This is a genomic window from Bacillus horti, from assembly GCF_030813115.1.
GTDB lineage: Bacteria > Bacillota > Bacilli > Caldalkalibacillales > JCM-10596 > Bacillus_CH > Bacillus_CH horti.
Window position 1 is genome coordinate 1 of sequence record NZ_JAUSTY010000002.1, and the last position, 16,552, is coordinate 16,552.

Annotated in this window: 14 protein-coding genes; 10 read left to right on the forward strand and 4 right to left on the reverse strand. The window is 39.0% G+C overall.

Annotated features, from left to right (window positions below; all coding sequences use genetic code 11):
- The first annotated feature begins 102 nt into the window (after positions 1–102).
- The 3 genes from J2S11_RS02025 (at position 103) to J2S11_RS02035 (ending at position 2,731) form a co-directional block, all read left to right on the forward strand.
- The gene (locus J2S11_RS02025; protein WP_307390230.1) at positions 103–657 is read left to right on the forward strand and encodes a dihydrofolate reductase family protein; all 555 of its coding nucleotides are present in this window, start codon (positions 103–105) and stop codon (positions 655–657) included.
- 283 nt (positions 658–940) lie between these two features.
- Complete coding sequence (locus J2S11_RS02030) at positions 941–1,483, forward strand: PadR family transcriptional regulator (RefSeq protein ID WP_307390231.1); 543 nt, start codon at positions 941–943, stop codon at positions 1,481–1,483.
- Positions 1,484–1,576: 93 nt separating this feature from the next.
- Positions 1,577–2,731 carry an MFS transporter gene (locus tag J2S11_RS02035; protein WP_307390233.1) on the forward strand — a complete coding sequence of 385 codons (1,155 nt, stop codon included), beginning with the start codon at positions 1,577–1,579 and terminating at the stop codon, positions 2,729–2,731.
- A gap of 315 nt (positions 2,732–3,046) precedes the next feature.
- Here J2S11_RS02035 and J2S11_RS02040 read toward each other — a convergent pair whose 3' ends face one another.
- Entirely contained in the window at positions 3,047–4,204 is a 1,158-nt protein-coding gene (locus tag J2S11_RS02040) for a CAP and S-layer homology domain-containing protein (RefSeq protein WP_307390235.1), read from the reverse strand.
- A gap of 360 nt (positions 4,205–4,564) precedes the next feature.
- On the opposite strand from J2S11_RS02040, the gene J2S11_RS02045 reads away from it, so the two are divergent.
- Both J2S11_RS02045 and J2S11_RS02050 read left to right on the forward strand, forming a co-directional pair.
- The gene (locus tag J2S11_RS02045) at positions 4,565–6,514 is read left to right on the forward strand and encodes a 5'-nucleotidase C-terminal domain-containing protein (RefSeq protein WP_307390238.1); all 1,950 of its coding nucleotides are present in this window, start codon (positions 4,565–4,567) and stop codon (positions 6,512–6,514) included.
- A gap of 447 nt (positions 6,515–6,961) precedes the next feature.
- Positions 6,962–8,551 (forward strand): alpha-amylase, encoded by a 1,590-nt coding sequence (locus tag J2S11_RS02050; RefSeq protein ID WP_307391071.1) that lies wholly within the window; start codon positions 6,962–6,964, stop codon positions 8,549–8,551.
- Between the two features lie 105 nt (positions 8,552–8,656).
- Here the strand turns inward: J2S11_RS02050 and J2S11_RS02055 are convergent, their stop codons facing one another.
- From J2S11_RS02055 to J2S11_RS02065, 3 genes are read right to left on the reverse strand one after another with little or no spacing between them, the layout of a single operon-like run.
- Positions 8,657–10,624 (reverse strand): TRAP transporter permease, encoded by a 1,968-nt coding sequence (locus J2S11_RS02055; protein WP_370875424.1) that lies wholly within the window; start codon positions 10,622–10,624, stop codon positions 8,657–8,659.
- Positions 10,602–11,210 carry a DUF1850 domain-containing protein gene (locus tag J2S11_RS02060; RefSeq protein WP_307390241.1) on the reverse strand — a complete coding sequence of 203 codons (609 nt, stop codon included), beginning with the start codon at positions 11,208–11,210 and terminating at the stop codon, positions 10,602–10,604. Before J2S11_RS02060 ends, J2S11_RS02055 begins: the two co-directional genes overlap by 23 nt.
- Entirely contained in the window at positions 11,185–12,204 is a 1,020-nt protein-coding gene (locus tag J2S11_RS02065; RefSeq protein WP_307390244.1) for a TAXI family TRAP transporter solute-binding subunit, read from the reverse strand. Before J2S11_RS02065 ends, J2S11_RS02060 begins: the two co-directional genes overlap by 26 nt.
- A gap of 164 nt (positions 12,205–12,368) precedes the next feature.
- On the opposite strand from J2S11_RS02065, the gene J2S11_RS02070 reads away from it, so the two are divergent.
- The 5 genes from J2S11_RS02070 to fur all read left to right on the forward strand — a co-directional run bounded on the left by J2S11_RS02070 (position 12,369) and on the right by fur (position 16,475).
- On the forward strand, positions 12,369–13,511 hold the full coding sequence (locus J2S11_RS02070; protein WP_307390246.1) for a DUF3866 family protein: 1,143 nt from the start codon (positions 12,369–12,371) through the stop codon (positions 13,509–13,511).
- A 94-nt stretch (positions 13,512–13,605) separates the two neighbouring features.
- Positions 13,606–14,154 carry an NUDIX hydrolase gene (locus J2S11_RS02075; RefSeq protein WP_307390249.1) on the forward strand — a complete coding sequence of 183 codons (549 nt, stop codon included), beginning with the start codon at positions 13,606–13,608 and terminating at the stop codon, positions 14,152–14,154.
- Between the two features lie 7 nt (positions 14,155–14,161).
- The gene (locus J2S11_RS02080) at positions 14,162–15,271 is read left to right on the forward strand and encodes an endonuclease Q family protein (protein WP_307390251.1); all 1,110 of its coding nucleotides are present in this window, start codon (positions 14,162–14,164) and stop codon (positions 15,269–15,271) included.
- A gap of 61 nt (positions 15,272–15,332) precedes the next feature.
- On the forward strand, positions 15,333–15,956 hold the full coding sequence (gene spoIIM / locus J2S11_RS02085) for a stage II sporulation protein M (RefSeq protein WP_307390252.1): 624 nt from the start codon (positions 15,333–15,335) through the stop codon (positions 15,954–15,956).
- A gap of 75 nt (positions 15,957–16,031) precedes the next feature.
- On the forward strand, positions 16,032–16,475 hold the full coding sequence (gene fur / locus J2S11_RS02090) for a ferric iron uptake transcriptional regulator (protein WP_307390255.1): 444 nt from the start codon (positions 16,032–16,034) through the stop codon (positions 16,473–16,475).
- Positions 16,476–16,552 lie beyond the last annotated feature (77 nt).

Here is a 16,552-nt window from a genome sequence, read left to right on the forward strand (position 1 = left end):
TACCTGACATTCTCCACTCTCCTTCTCAATCTGTCAATGTTGAAAATGGGAGAATACGCGAGAAAACGCGAGAAAACATTACTTTATAGTGGGAGGATAATAATGGGAAAGCTAATCTCTCAAATGATGGTGTCTATAGATAACTTCATTGAAGGACCTAATCAAGAACTGGACTGGCATGTGGTAGATAGTGAATATAATGAATACGCTGAAGCAATGCTCTATTCTGTAGATGCTATCTTTTTTGGACGTATAACGTATGAACATATGGCTGGCTTTTGGACAACCGATTTTGCCAGTGAACATAGCCCCGTCATTGCGGAAAAATTGAATCAATTACCGAAAGTTGTTTTTTCCACAACTTTAGAAGAGGCTACCTGGAGCAATACCAGCATCATAAAGCAGGATATTGAGAAAGAAATTCTAGCACTGAAGCAGTCTGAAAAAAACTTGATCATATTAGGTAGCTCCGACCTAGTATCATCGTTAACGGAGCTTGGACTGATTGATGAATACCATATCATTGTAAACCCGATTATCTTAGGGTCAGGTAAACCATTGTTCAAGGGATTAGGGAGTCAAAAGGAATTGAGTTTAATCGAAGCAAAAACGTTTCAATCTGGAAATGTACTATTGAGGTATAGCAATAAAAACTAGAAACGATAATGGAACTCAAATGACATTTGATGTCAAGAGTCAAGGACCTGATGCTAATATTGCATATGTAATAGCTACAGATAAAGCCTATTCTCAACGCTTGCGAGTGAATCTACTCAGCAAATTGAGGGTAGGTTTGTTTGTTGTTTGGAACACCTTAATCTATTTTTAGAAAAAGTAAAATTCTAGTTGCCAATAAGAATGAAATTTTTTATAATATTATATATCGAAACGATATATCGTTACGACATATTTAACAAACATAATAAATAGGAGGAAGAACATGTATGAAATTTTTGTATTAGGCCAACTGATGGAGGAGGATAAGCATGGATATCTGATTTCTGAACGATTAAAGCATGCTGTCGGTCCTATTAGAAAGATAAGTTCAGGAACGTTATATCCACTTTTATCGAGGCTTGTGAACAACGGTTGGGTCAGTCTCAGAGAGGAGGAGCACAACGGATCAAGGGCACGAAAGATTTATGGTTTGACGGAAGCGGGCAGGAACCGATTTAAGGAGCAAATGGCTAGTCCTTTAGAGTTCAACACTGACGCCGAGCTTATTTTTCATTTTAAAATGTCCTACTTTCATCATGTACCAAAGGATGTACAGTTGGCTTGCTTAGAGCAGTATTTAGAGTATCTTACATACAACCTCAAATATGTTACTTCTTTATCTCAAATGATGTCTACAAAAGAAATGGAAGAAAGCCAACGTTTCCACGTTTTACGAATGCTAGACCATCGTAAGCATGTACTTGAAGCGGACATAGGCTGGGTACGCAGTGAGATTAAGCAGGTTGAACAGCAAATCGATAGATAATGATGATGGCTTGCCAGCAAGTGGATAGTTATTACATCCACATATTTTGGCTAGGTAAGGAATTGTCATTTCTTCATAGGAAGGTGATTGAACTTGGAACGATTATGGACAAAATCATTTATTCAGCTGACCGTTTCAATGCTATTCCTTTTTACGGGATTTTATTTACTACTACCTACACTACCTCTTTACATTATTGAGATGGGAGGGAATGAATCGCAGGTTGGCTTAGCTGCAGGCTTATTCACGTTAGCTGCTGTTGTCTTACGCCCTATCGTAGGAGGTCTTTTAGATCGATATGGTAGACGATCCTTTATCATCTGGGGACTACTATTTTTTACGCTTTCCATGTATTTATATGATTGGGTTGGAACCATACTCATGCTGATGGCACTTAGGGTATTACATGGAATGAGCTGGGCGGTTTCTACTACTGCTGTTGGTACGGCCGTTACCGATGTGATTCCTCCTACAAGGCGTGGAGAAGGAATGGGCTGGTATGGAATCGCAATGACAGTGTCTATGGCAATTGGACCCTTACTTGGGATTTGGATCATTCAGAACTTTTCTTTTCAGAATTTATTTCTATTTAGTACCCTTCTTTCTTTAATCGCTCTTTTATTAATATTTAGTACAAAAATGTCTTTTACTAGGAAGCAGGGTGCGGGGAACATTCAATTTTTTGATAGGTCTGTTTTATCTGTAACGATAGCTATTTTCTTTTTAGCTGTTTCATATGGAGGCATTACCACGTTTTTACCGTTGTTTGCTGCTTCTTTAGACGTAAATCCAGGTACATTCTTCTTGGTTTATGCAATAACTCTTACGGCTATTAGACCGGTTGCAGGTAAGCTTTCGGATCGTCATGGAGAGGCAACAGTTATTGTTCCTGCACTAGTGTTTACCTTTTTGGCTTTAATTGTGTTAAGCCTTTCTAGTGGGCTTATTGGGATCCTTACATCAGCCATTCTATATGGAATTGGGTTTGGCTCAGCACAGCCTGCTCTTCAAGCTGTAACATTACGACTTGCGCATCAAGACAGAAAGGGAGTAGCCAATGCTTCCTTTTTTACCGCTTTTGACTTGGGTATAGCTGTAGGAGCTATTGCTTTGGGAACCGTTTCTCAGTTTGCTGGCTATTCGATGTCTTTTATGGTTAGCTCCGTTTCGGTTGTCATTGCAATACTTGTCTTCGTCCTATCTACCAGGCGAATGTTGACAAATAGACAAACTATTGAACAGGAATGAGGAAGGCTGTTGTAACGAAAGATAAGTTGGTAGGTATTGAAATAGGAAAAAGAATAATAAGTTAAAAACAGAGGGAGTGACATGTCTATCTACTATTTACTCAGCTTGATAGCTATAAGCCTTTCTTAAATGCTAAAACTTTAAACGTGTAAGTATTGCGCTAATTAGCCAGATAATTAAACAAGAGGGTCTCGGTGGGCATATATGAAATAGCCACAAGAACCCTCTTTTTATTCTAGAGTTAAAAATAATTCTTCGTTAAAGCAATATACCCTCTGCTTGTATGATTTCTGTTTGTGCAAGAACTGAGTGTTATTACTGAGAGAAGTATCCGTTCACATCTTCTTCCATCCCAAACCAGACATGTGCATAGGATCCATCAATGGCAATACCCATAACGATGAGGTCGCTCCAAGAGCCAGTTCCAACCATTACTTGATTGTGCCCAGAGCTATTCTTCCAAGCAGCTAAAGCTCTGTCAGGTGTTGCTTCTGAAGAATGCCAATAGGAAATTTCATACCCATTTCCTGAATAAACCCCGTCGGTAATTTCTTTTGGCTTGTCCCACATCAGTGCAGCGTTACTGTGATCTCTCGTATAGCACCCACCAGTCCATTTTCCTTGATTTGACCAGCTATGAAGATTACAATTTTCATCAGTCTTAAGGTTTACGATGGAGTCATAGACATGATATCTGGCTACTTTGGTAAGTGATTTAGACAATTTGAACGGTGTTAGTCCCTGTTCCACTCTATATTCGTTAATAAGTTGTGCTAGTTCAGCTTCTTGCTTCGTTAGTGCGTACATACCGTCAGTGGCAAAGAGATTGGAGAAATGATCCTTCTTTTCCTTCTCCTCAGCCTTCTCAGCATTTTGATCCATATCTATTTTATTAGGTCTTGCTTGGATATCTTGCATCCCTTGTTCTTTAACATTTTTTATGAACTGGATCGCTTCTGCACGGGTCAATGAATCCTGTCCTTGGTAGCCTTGCACAGTACGTGCCGTTTTTCCTTGGCTGTATCCTTTGTCTAGAAGATATTGGACCGCATTGTCTCCTAAATGTGGAGTTCCGTCAGCACCAGCAATGATTTCAGCTACGGATTGTCGATTGATAAGCTGATTGCGAAAGGAGTTATCATTATACCCTTTTACAACAAAATTGTTTTCCTGCGCAATCGCATAGAAAGGGTCTGCCCAATGCTTTACAGTAGAGCCTGAATCGACCTGACGATACGTTTGGATAAACATTTTAAGAAATTCCGCTTCGGAAACCGCTTTATTGGGCTGAAAGGTACCATCGGGATATCCCGCTACAATGTCATGTTCAATGGCCCATTGAATTGAAGGATAGGCCCAATGATGAGAGGAAATATCAGTAAATGGAGATTCTGCTTGTGCCGGTGCTGCTGGAAGCAGGGTAAAATATAGGATAGGGAAAAAGCTGAGAATAGAGATGATGTATTTTTTCATTAATTACCCTCCAGTTTCATGGTTTTTTACGTAAAATCTGATTTGGTTCATTTTCTGTTTACTATTAAAGCTCCATTTCAATATATATCGGGTTAAACGATGCTATTTTTAAATTTTGTTTGAGGAGGGTTCTACTAATATGGAAAAAAGGGGAGTAATCAATGAAACAAATTATAAATGCACAGGTGAAGTGGGAGGCTGAAAAATCAAGCATTCAAGTAAGTACATCAAACTAAAATAAGCAGAGGTCATTTTGTTATTATGAATTTTACTGAAAATTTACATAAAAAATATAAGAAATAGCTGGAAATAAGATATAATTAAATAGCAAAACAAGCCTAGGGGAGGTTGTTGTCTGAAATGAGTAGTTCTTTATTAAACAGAAAGTACACATTTAAAACTGTTTGGATTAAAGTATTGTTAGTAACTTTGATACTGGCGCTTTTATGGCCAATGCAAGTAGGTGTTGCCGAGCAGGATACTGTGACAAGAGGAGAGTTCATCAAGGCCATAATTGAAACGCTCGACGTACAGCTACAGGAGGTCACGGAGGATAGCATCCTATTTAATGATGTTAATGGACAGCTTGCTCCTTACATCGAAGCAGCTCTTCGATTAGAGCTGACGAATGGGATGGGCGAATCTACTTTCGCACCAGATGTTAGGATTACGAAAGAGCAAGCCTATGTCATGTATATGCGTGCTTTAAATGTAAAAGGCACTGATGCAACATTGTCTGGGAACAGCACGTTCTCATCACGAGCAAATGTTAGTGATTGGGCCCGGGCAACTTTAATCTCAGCAGAAGAATTAAACCTATTTTCAAACACTGAGAACATGAATATTAAAGCCCCTTTAACTAAAGCTGAGCTGGAACAATTGCTTGTCCACTATCAGCAGCTGGACAAGATTGTGCTTGTTCACTTAAATGATTTACACGGGCGAGTATTACATAATGAAGATTTAGGAGAAATGGGCTTAAGTAAAATCGCTACTTTGATTAAAGAGATCAAAAATAAGCATGAGCATGTCTTTCTATTTGATATTGGTGATACGTTTCACGGTACAAATTATGTAAACTTAAATGATGGACTAACAACCATTGAAGTGGCTAATAAACTTGGCGTTGATGCAATGGTTCCAGGAAATCATGAGTTTAACTATGGCTTGGATCGCTTTAATGAGTTTGAGGAGCTGTTGGATTTTCCTTTCATTAGTGCGAACATCCTTGAGGATGGGGAAACTGTCTTAGATCCGTATATTAAGCTAGAAAAAGCAGGAAAATCCTTTGCTGTTGTTGCTTTAACGTCATCCGATACGCCAATTAGAACTCATCCTGATAACGTAGAGGGTATTCAGTTTGAAGATGAAATTGAAACAGCAAAAATCTATGTGGAGCAATTAAAGGATGAAGTAGATCATATTATTTTTCTTAATCATATTGGTTATGGACCTGATCGCACTTTAGCTAGCCAAACTGAAGGAATTGACGTTATTCTTGGTGGACATAGTCATACTACTATTGAGACACCAATAAATGTAAATGGAACATACATTGCGCAAGCGTTTGAGTATGGGAAAGCATTAGGCGTGACTAAGTTATTATTTCAGGATGAACAATTGATAGGAGTAAATGGGTATTTAATGCGGGATGACGCTTCTATCACACCAGATCAAGAAATTGATCAGATTGTGCAAAGGTATAAAGCAGACATTGATGAAGCGTTAGAAGAGGTTGTTGGCTCAACAGATAGCTATTTAGATGGAGAAAGAGAAACGGTTAGAACGAAGGAAAGTAATTTAGGAAACGTAATTGCTGACGCTTTAAGAAGCATGGTTGATGCAGATATTGCTTTACAAAATGGTGGGGGAATCCGTGCCAGTATTGAGCCAGGAGATATCACATTGGCCAATATGGTTGCTGTTCTACCTTTTATCAACACCGTTGTAAAAATTGAGCAAACTGGTGATCAAATCAAAAGCAGCTTAGAGCATAGTATCAGCAATTATCCGGAGCAAAATGGAGCATTTCTTCAGGTTTCTGGTCTAGAGTTCACCTTCGATCCTTCTCAACCGGTTGGTAATAGAGTGGTTGAGGTAACTATTGCTGGAGAAGAACTTGATTTAACCAAGACCTACACGGTAGCAACAAATGACTTTATGGCTTCTGGTGGAGATGGATATGAGTGGATGGCTTCAGGCAATGTTCTTGCAGATACAGGAGAGCTTTTAAGCACTGCTTTGATCAATTACATGAAGACAAATCCGTCAATTCCTGAAAATGAAGAAAGAATTAAAGTCCTTCCATAGTGATAGGAAAATTAATAAATAATTAATAAGTAACCCAATATATCAAACAAAGCTCCTTAAGTTAAGCTTGAGGGGCTTTTTTACAGTATAAAAAAAATTTGAACCATGTTTTCTTCAAATTTTATACTTTCTGACTGCAGGACATAGGACGACTTGCAACTTTAGTTGCTTAGCGTCACTTGCGCACTTCGTGTGAAAGCTTCCTCTAATGATGGACTAGACGACTTCTTTGAGAGAGCTTCAATAGAAGCTTTTTTTACACTTTTAAGTATTTTCAAAAAAATGAATTGACGTAATAATATGTGATTGATAGGATGGAAATGAAGAAAGCGTTTGCACACTAACTAATAAATGCTTTGTTACTTTAAGAAATTGAATAAGTTAGTTTTTTTATCTTTTTGTGAAAACGCTTGCACAAACTATAAAGGAGGTATAGCAATGTCAAGAATGGATAGCTTTCAAGGTCGTCGAGGTCGAGGTCGAGGTATAGCGATAGGTCTTGCATTTCTTGTATGTCTTTCTAGTCTATTTGCATTAAGCTTTGTAAACCATGCTACAGATAAGGCTGCTGCTCAGCAGGAACCTGTTAATGGGGTCATCATGCAGTATTTTGAATGGTATTCCCCAAATCATGGGAACCACTGGAATAACATGGGGGCTGATGCTTCACACCTGAGTGATATAGGTATAACTGCTGTATGGATTCCTCCAGCATATAAGGGGCATGTCGGGACTAACGATGTAGGGTATGGAGTCTATGATCTATATGATTTAGGGGAATTTAATCAAAAAGGAACCGTTCGCACTAAATATGGCACTAAAGCTGAGCTACAGCAAGCGGTAAGCAGCTTAAAATCCAATCAAATTGATGTGTATGGAGATATTGTTGTCAATCATTTAATGGGGGCAGATGAGAATGAGGACGTATTGATGAGGGAGGTCAATCCTTATAATCGCTACGAGGATATCTCAGGAGATATGATACGCTCAGCCGCAACGGTATATAACTATGAAGCTCGCAATAACACATATTCATCTTTTAAATGGAGATGGTATCATTTTGATGGAATTGATGATTATGGACGTATTTTTAGATTTACAGAAGGTCCTAAGGGCTGGGATTGGGAAGTCAGTACGGAGAATGGAAACTATGATTACTTAATGGGAGCAGATCTAGATTTCGATCATCCTGAGGTTGTCAATGAGATTAAGAATTGGGGAGTATGGCTGACAAATGAGATCGGCCTAGACGGCTTTCGTTTAGATGCGGTGAAGCATATTAAATTTGATTTTATGAGAGACTTTGTTCAGCATGCTAGAAATGAAACAGGAAAAGAGCTATTCACTGTTGGAGAATACATTGGAGGTTTAAATGAGCTTCAACACTATTTAAATCGAGCGGATCGAACGATGTCACTCTTCGATTTTCCACTGCGCACAAACTTCGCACAGGCCTCTAGCTCTCATGGATATTATGATATGCGTAATTTAGCAAATGGAACGCTTGTAGGGGCAGACCCAGTTAAGGCCGTAACATTTGTAGAAAACCATGATACACAGCCAGATCGGGATGATGCCCACGGAGATGCTGTATTAGAATGGTTCAAACCATTAGCGTATGCGTATATATTAACTCGTGAACAGGGTTACCCTAAGGTTTTTTACGGAGACTACTATGGTACAAATGGTACAAACGGCAGACACATTAACCCATTGAGAGATCAATTAGATCCGATTCTACTGGCAAGAAAAAATAATGCTTACGGTACTCAGCATGACTATTTTGATCATCCTGATTTGGTAGGATGGACGAGAGAGGGAATTTCCTCTAAACCGAATTCTGGTTTAGCCACGCTAATAACAAACCGTTTAGGTGGGACAAAAACGATGTACGTAGGATCACAGCATGCGAACGAAACCTGGATTGATGTAACAGGGAATCGTTCTGGTAGTGTTACGATTGATTCAACAGGGCATGGCACTTTTAGTGTTAACGATGGTTCTGTTTCAATCTGGGTGCCTTCTGGTTCCAATTAAAATTTCTAGACAAGCTACTTATGATTAGATTATTTTATTTCATTTAAGTAGAAAAGGCTGGGAATTAAATTCCCAGCCTTTTCTACCATGATATAGCTAAGCTTCCTACTGAGTTTGGAAACCAGATGAATCGTTTTGCTTGTTTTTGAACTGTGTGAACTGAAAAAGAAATACAGTTCCAAGCAGGATAAGTCCGGTTAAATCAGTAATTACACCTGGGTAGATTAAAACTAACCCACCAATAATAGTCATGGTTCTTTGCCAAAATGGCATTTTAACAAGCCAGAATCCAACTAGCCCACTTCCAATACCTAACATACCTACCAAAGCTGTAAAAATACTAAATAGAGATGTGAGCAAAGTCCCTTCTATCATTAATATTTGTGGGGACAAGACAAAGATATATGGAATAATAAACGCAGCTATCGCCAGCTTTGAAGCATTAATTCCTGTTTGAAGTGGTCTACTTTTTGCTATACCAGCAGCTGCAAAGGCAGCTAAACAAACAGGCGGTGTAATGTCAGCAATAATTCCAAAGTAGAATGTGAATAAGTGTGCTGAAAGCATAGGTGCGCCCATGGCCAATATAACTGGTGCAGCAATAGTTGATGTAATAATATAGTTTGCTGTCGTTGGAGTACCCATCCCTAGAATAATGGATGCAATCATTGTAAAGAAGAGAACAAGGATTGGAATACCTCCAGATATTCCAATTAGGCCATTTGCAAATTTTAGCCCTACCCCAGTCAAAGTTACGATTCCAATAATAATTCCTGCTGTTGCTGTGGCAGCTACAACCCCTAATGCCACACGCGCTCCATTTTCAAGCGCTTTGAAGATATCTCCGATTGAAAGTCTGGTTTCCTTTCTAAAGGCTGAGACAACAATTGTGGCGACAATCCCGTAGAGAGCAGCACGTAAGGGACTTAAGCCCATCATCAGAAAAGCAATAATTGCGACAATTGGAAGCAGAAGGTATATCTTTTTTAAAACTTCCTTTTTGTTAGGGAGTTCTTCTTCCTTAAGTCCACGAAGTCCTATTCGTTTTGCCTCCAAATGAACCATGATCCAAATCCCAGTAAAATACAGGAGGGCAGGAATGAGAGCAGCTTTTGCAATATCCCAATAGGGGATACCAGTAAATTCTGCCATAAGAAAGGCAGCAGCTCCCATGATTGGGGGCATTAGCTGTCCCCCTGTAGACGCAGCAGCCTCTACTCCACCAGCAAAGGCTGGACGATAGCCAAGCTTTTTCATCATAGGAATTGTAAATGAGCCTGATGTTACGACATTTGCTACAGAGCTTCCACTTACAGTTCCTTGCAAAGCACTAGAGAAAATAGCAACCTTCGCAGGTCCACCCATTCTCTTTCCTGCTAATCTTAATGCTAGATCGTTAAAATAAGCCCCTACGCCTGTTCTTTCTAAAAAAGCACCAAACAATAGAAACATAAAGATGAACGTTGCAGAGACACTTAATGGTGTTCCTAGAATTCCTTCTAGAGTAAAAAAGGTATGACCTATTAATCTTGTTAAAGACACGCCTCTATGCTCTAAGAAACCAGGCATATATTGACCGAAATAGGCGTAGAGCAAGAATACTATGGCAATGATTACAATCGGCAGACCAATAACTCTTCTTGTAGCTTCTAGGACAAATAATATAACAATACCACCTACAATGATATCTGTTTGAGTATAGGCTCCAACCCTTACAATCAACGCTTCAAAATTAAAAACCCAATATAGACTTGAAGCCATGGCTCCAATGGACAGTAAAATATCTATTGGAGCAATTTTGGTACGATCCCCTTTTTTCGTAGCTGGAAAGAGTAGAAAAATGAGTCCTAACGCAAAAGCCAGATGAATCGTTCGGTGAATTTGTGCAGGTGGTGACGGAAATAGAGATGAATATATTTGATAAAGAGAAAAACCAACCGCCATGACTGTAATAATCCAGCCCATTTTTCCTTTTAAATTACGATAGGAGGATTCTTTATCGTATTTAGCTACAAGCTCCCTAGCCTGTTGATCATTTATTGAGTTTTGATCAGCTATGTTTTGATTTGTCAAGATATATCCCTTCCTTCCATAATCGAATAAGAGGTACCTTTTTAACTTCAATGCGCAGCCAATTTCCTGGAGTAACCATGTCAGAAAGTTTAATACTTTCATCATGAATTTTCAATTGATGATTGGCTACAACTTGTCCTACGGATAGGTCGAAGAAGGGAAGAACTCGATTGATGTTATCAATAATAAATTTACCATCTTCTTGCCGGAATCTTTGGCCCTCCTCAGGGGATGAAGGCATACCTACACCAAACGATTCATAAATCAATTGATCGACTACAATATGATAGTTCTCATCAATTTTATATCTCTCAATAACCAATGTTTTATGAATGGAATGCGTATAGTGAATATCAAAAAAATCTCCAATCCCTATTTGAAATGCCCCAACAACTTGATTGGTCTTGCCATCCGTAAAAGTTAGTTGGGGAAATAAAGGGGAAAGAAGAAAATAAAACGTACCTATTAAACATATACCGACGATAAGAGTGATTATAATAGCTCTATTTTTTTTAAATCGTAGTATGTGGGGAAGACTCTGAAAGCCTTCCCCTTCACGCTTACCTTTGGATGCCTTGCTCGTCATAGTATCTAATTGCTCCAGGATGAAGCTCTAAGCTTAATCCCTCTAATGCCGTATCTAAACTGATGTGGGATCCCTTCTCATGCGTGGAGCCTAACGCATCAATGCTTTCAAATAATGCCTTTGTTATTTCATAGACAGCATCCTCTTCTAGCTCTGAACGAACAACAAGCTGGGCTTTAACAGCAACCGTCTTGATTTCCTCATCAAAACCAGAGTAGGTACCAGCCGGAATGATTTCCTCCGCATAATAAGGGTATTGGTCTATAAGATCAGCAATATGACTATCATCAAGACCAACAATACGTACTCCTCTAGTAGCTGCTAGCTCATTTACAGCTGCTGTTGGTGTTCCTGCAGTAACAAAAGCAGCATCTAATGAACCATCCTGGATAAAGCTTGTTGATTCACCAAACGCTAAACGATCAGCACGGCCTAGATCATCAAAGGTCATTCCGTAAATTTCTAGAATCTGCTCAGCATTCGCCTCTGTTCCGCTTCCAGGGGCACCAACAGAAACTCTTTTGCCCGCTAAATCTTCTACGGACTGAATATCGCTATCCTCAGCGACTACAATCTGAATCGTTTCATTATAAAGAGAAGCAATGCCTTGAATGTTTTCAATCGCTCCATCTGCTTCAAACATAATTGAACCACTTACTGCATAATCTGCAATATCCCCTTGTGTAAAGGCTAGATCCACATCTCCTGTGCGAAGTAAACGCATGTTTTCAGCAGATGCTCCTGTACTTTGTGCTGATGAATTAATATTCGTCTTTTGCTCAATATTAACTGCTAACGCTCCACCTAAGGCATAGTATGTACCAGTTGTACCACCAGTAGCAATAATAATGGAAGAAGTAGCCCCATTACCGCCAGATGAATCTGATCCTTGTTGCTCCCCATTACCATTTTCTGTACCATTACCTCCGCAGGCAGCTAAAACAAGGGCAAGAGAAAGAATGATCAGCGTAAGAATTGATTTCCTTTTTTTCATAATTCACCCTCCTAAAATATAATTCGATTCTATCGTATCATTGCTATTTCAAATTTTCAATAAATACAAACGAATCAAATTTTTTAATCGGTGAGAGCCCACATCTATTCTATACACATTTTTATTTTTTTCTAAACCTACATTTAAGAACTTGGAGGAGCAATATGCAAAATGTTTGGGGTGACGTAATTAAGGTAATTGAATGCAGGGAGGATAAGCAAATTCTGGAGGTTTACGTAAAGATGAAATACATAAAAGCGATCCACTATCTTTATGATCAGAAAAAATGCACAGAGGGAGACAGAGTTTTAGTCAACACTTCAGCTATAGACTTAGGATTGGGGACAGGTGGCTATGGGTTCGTTATGGCTATTTATGAATCGCATCAAGAATCCTCCTCCAAATCCGTGCCCCCGGGACATATTATGAAGCTACGCTACACCCCCGTCCAAGTACCAGTTCTGTCTATTGAATCTGAAGATAGTCATGTACATTCGTTGTTTTCTTCTTCTTTTTCCTTAGAGGGAAAGAGGGTCTTGCTTGGAGAGTTACATAGTATGCTTCCTATCATGGCATCACTAATTGAAACCTACCAGGAGAATAGAAAGATAGTCTATATCATGGACGATCAAGCCTCTTTACATATTGCTTTTAGTGAGCATGTTCATTTTCTTAAAGAAAAGCTTAATCTAACAACGATCACTTTTGGGCAAGCTGTTGGAGGAGATGTAGAGACAATTAACATCTATACGGCTCTTGAAGCAGCTTATAAATTATTGCAAGCGGATGATATTATTATTACTCACGGTCCAGGAGTCATTGGTACAGGAAGTCAGCGGGGATTTAGTGGGATGCAGTTAGTTCATTGGCTTCATGCTATTCATACCTGTGGAGGAAAAGGGATCATAATCCCGCGAATACAATTTAGAGATCCACGTTTACGGCATAAAGGTCTGAGTCACCATATGCTTGAGCCTTTATTGAAACACTCGTTAGCTTCAGCTCAGATTCCATATCCTGTGAGGACATTAGCTGGTGTTGAACCAAATTCAAATGAAAATATAGGAAAAGTGGAGGATATAGGGTCACAGGATCAAGGTATACTTGAAAAACAGTTCTCTAAATTAGCCAACAAGCATGCGGTAGCAAAAATTCCTATTGATTCTTTTAAAGCTGATATAGAGCAGGCCTTGAATTGGTACGAACATCCTATTAAAACGATGGGAAGGGGATATGAGCAAGAGCCGTATTTCTTTTATGCTGTTGGTGCTGCTTTTAAGCTATATCGGTCAAATGTGGTAGAATAACTGTATCGTATCTAGTGAAGGTATCCTTCAAATGATGGATACGATTCGAGTGTTACTACAAGAAGATTTGATTTAGATGAAGGAGGCTGTAACAGTGAGTCAATTTCTTGAAAAAACAATAGCATCGAAGCTAATATATGAAGGTAAAATCATTTCCCTCTATTTAGAGGATGTCCAGTTACCCAATGGGGGACAAGCAAAAAGAGAAGTTGTAAAGCATCCCGGCGCTGTAGCTGTTATTCCTATTACAAGTGCGAATAAATTAGTATTAGTTCGACAGTTCCGTAAAGCGTTAGAAAAAGAAATCTATGAAATTCCAGCAGGTAAGCTTGATCCAAATGAAGCCCCTAGTGCTTGTGCCGTGAGAGAGCTTAAGGAAGAGACTGGTTATTCAGCATCTTTCATGAAGGAGCTGACTTCCTTTTATACATCTCCTGGTTTTGCTGATGAGTTAATCTACCTTTTTGAAGCTACGGGCTTGGAAAAAGGAGAGGCTCAGCCCGATCCCGATGAGTTTGTCGAGGTTGTTGAAGTTACGTTAGCTGAGGCTCAGGAGCTATTAGAACAAAAGCATATTCATGACGCAAAAACAGCCTATGCTATCCAGCATTGGCTCATAAAGAATATAAAGAGAAGTAAATAGGTGTACCATGCAGCAAATATTTGCCGATCTTCACATTCATATTGGTCGTACACAGACAGGGAAACCTGTAAAAATAACGGGTTCAAAATCCCTAACCATACAAACGATACTCGAAGAAGCTAGTTTACGAAAAGGGTTAGGCATGATTGGCGTGATTGACTGTCACGTTCCAGAAGTGTTAGCGGAGTTAAAGCAGCTAATTCGTCAAGGAAAAGCTTCAATGTTACCCGGTGGTGGTCTTCGTTATGAAAAAATGACTTTAATCCTTGGAACGGAGATGGAGTTCTATGATGAAGACTGTCAAGGCCCCGTTCATGTATTGTGTTTTCTACCCACAATAGAAGAAATGAGCTTTTTCAGCTCGTGGATGAGCAAGTATCAAAAGAATATAACTCTAAGCTCACAGAGAAGCTATGCTCCAATTAGACAGTGCCAGAAAATCGTCAAAGAGCTAGGAGGCTTATTTATTCCCGCTCATATTTTCACGCCACATAAAAGTGTATACGGGAGAGGGGTAAAAAGCAGTATAACTGAAATCCTTAATCCAGATTTAATTGACGCGGTAGAGCTAGGACTTAGCTCTGATACAGCTATGGCAGATCAATTGCCAGAGCTACGCAGGTATACCTTTCTGACAAATTCAGATGCTCATTCTGTTTCTAAAATAGCTAGAGAATATCAGCTCATGTCATTAGAAGAAGTGGATTTTACTAGCTTAGCTTATGCCTTGAGAGGTATAGGTGAAGGCGGAATACTTGGCAATTACGGTCTTAGCCCTAGACTAGGAAAATACTATAGCGAGGTGAGCAGGAGAATAGAGGAGCTTGAAATTCTGCAAAAGAAAGAGGCTAATAATTCCGTGTGGGCAGAAGAACGTCATAGACCTCCATACACGCATCAAATTCCTTTAGAGTTTATTCCTAAGCTTGGGCCTAAAGGATTTAAAGCTCTGTTACACGCTTACGGTACAGAGATGAACATTATACATCACTGTACATTTGATGAACTAACAAAATATGTACGGGATGAAGTAGCCCATATGATCTTAGCAGCTAGAAAGGGTAGCTTGGCGATTCACTCAGGTGGAGCCGGGCTTTATGGGAAAATTGGAAAATAGTCATAATTAAAGTCCTTCACACATATGGTAGTACAAAGCTCTATGAGGAGGACCATTTTCCATGCGATTCAAAATAGGACAAGTTATGAACCAGCACGTTCAAGATCATTCATCCCTCTACCTTTTCGTTGTTATCTTATTTGTCATGGGAGTTATTTTTGGCACTCTGACCGTCCAAAGCCTAGGATATAACCAACAAGCCGACTTATTCTATTACTTTGAACAATTTATGAATCAATTAAGAAGTGATCATTTTTTTGATAGCCAGCATGCCTTAGGACAAAATTTCTTTAATCACTTAAAATATATGGGCTTCATTTGGATTCTAGGATTATCTATTATAGGCTTACCGATAATCCTTGTCCTCCTTTTTCTAAAAGGAGTATTTATTGGCTTTACAGTAGGTTTTTTTATTCATCAGATGGGGCTTAAAGGACTATTGTTTTCTGTTGTTACTATTGTTCCCCAGAACTTAATTCTTGTTCCAGCTCTTTTGTTCATCAGTGTTCTCAGTATCTCCTTCTCACTAAAGCTAATTGCACATTTAGTAGCACAGCAACGGATACGCCAGCGTCCAAGCTTTATCAAATATACTTCTGTTATGCTAGCTTTGTCTATTGTTCTTTTTCTTGTCGCTCTGTTTGAAACATACTTTTCTCCAACCGTAATGAAAATGGTTGGATAATCGGCTAATCATTTGACTTCTTGCGCATCCCTATCTATAATAATTTACAGATGTAGGTTAGAGGGAGGGGTATGCTTGGAAGAAAGAATTGAACGAATTAAGCAACAGCTTTATGCTCACAATTACAAATTAACCCCACAACGTGAAGCTACTGTTCGAGTTATACTAGAAAATGAAGAAGATCATCTTAGTGCGGAAGATGTATACCTACTCTTAAAAGAGAAGTCTCCCGAAATTGGGCTAGCTACTGTCTATCGAACCTTAGAGCTATTACATGAATTGAAGGTCATTCATAAAATAAATTTTGGTGATGGAGTAGCCCGATATGATTTAAACGCAGAGGGCGCCGATCGCTTTCATCACCATTTAGTTTGTGTACAATGTGGAACGGTTGATGAAATTCTTGAGGATTTACTTGGTGATGTAGAGAAAAAGGTAGAAAAGACATTTAATTTTAAAATCAATGATCACCGCTTGGTGTTCCATGGTATTTGCTACCGTTGTAAAGATGAGGAATAATGAAGTATAAGTTACATTAGTAACTTATACTTTTTTTCTTTGAATACCTTTACAAAGGGACGAATGAGTATTATTGT

Coding starts and splice junctions, on each gene's coding strand:
- J2S11_RS02045 (WP_307390238.1), top strand. CDS start 4,565: ATGAGTAGTTCTTTATTAAACAGAAAGTACACATTTAAAACTGTTTGG.
- J2S11_RS02030 (WP_307390231.1), top strand. CDS start 941: ATGTATGAAATTTTTGTATTAGGCCAACTGATGGAGGAGGATAAGCAT.
- J2S11_RS02050 (WP_307391071.1), top strand. CDS start 6,962: ATGGATAGCTTTCAAGGTCGTCGAGGTCGAGGTCGAGGTATAGCGATA.
- J2S11_RS02065 (WP_307390244.1), bottom strand. CDS start 12,204: ATGAAAAAAAGGAAATCAATTCTTACGCTGATCATTCTTTCTCTTGCC.
- J2S11_RS02080 (WP_307390251.1), top strand. CDS start 14,162: ATGCAGCAAATATTTGCCGATCTTCACATTCATATTGGTCGTACACAG.
- J2S11_RS02025 (WP_307390230.1), top strand. CDS start 103: ATGGGAAAGCTAATCTCTCAAATGATGGTGTCTATAGATAACTTCATT.
- J2S11_RS02060 (WP_307390241.1), bottom strand. CDS start 11,210: ATGACGAGCAAGGCATCCAAAGGTAAGCGTGAAGGGGAAGGCTTTCAG.
- J2S11_RS02040 (WP_307390235.1), bottom strand. CDS start 4,204: ATGAAAAAATACATCATCTCTATTCTCAGCTTTTTCCCTATCCTATAT.
- J2S11_RS02070 (WP_307390246.1), top strand. CDS start 12,369: ATGCAAAATGTTTGGGGTGACGTAATTAAGGTAATTGAATGCAGGGAG.
- spoIIM (WP_307390252.1), top strand. CDS start 15,333: ATGCGATTCAAAATAGGACAAGTTATGAACCAGCACGTTCAAGATCAT.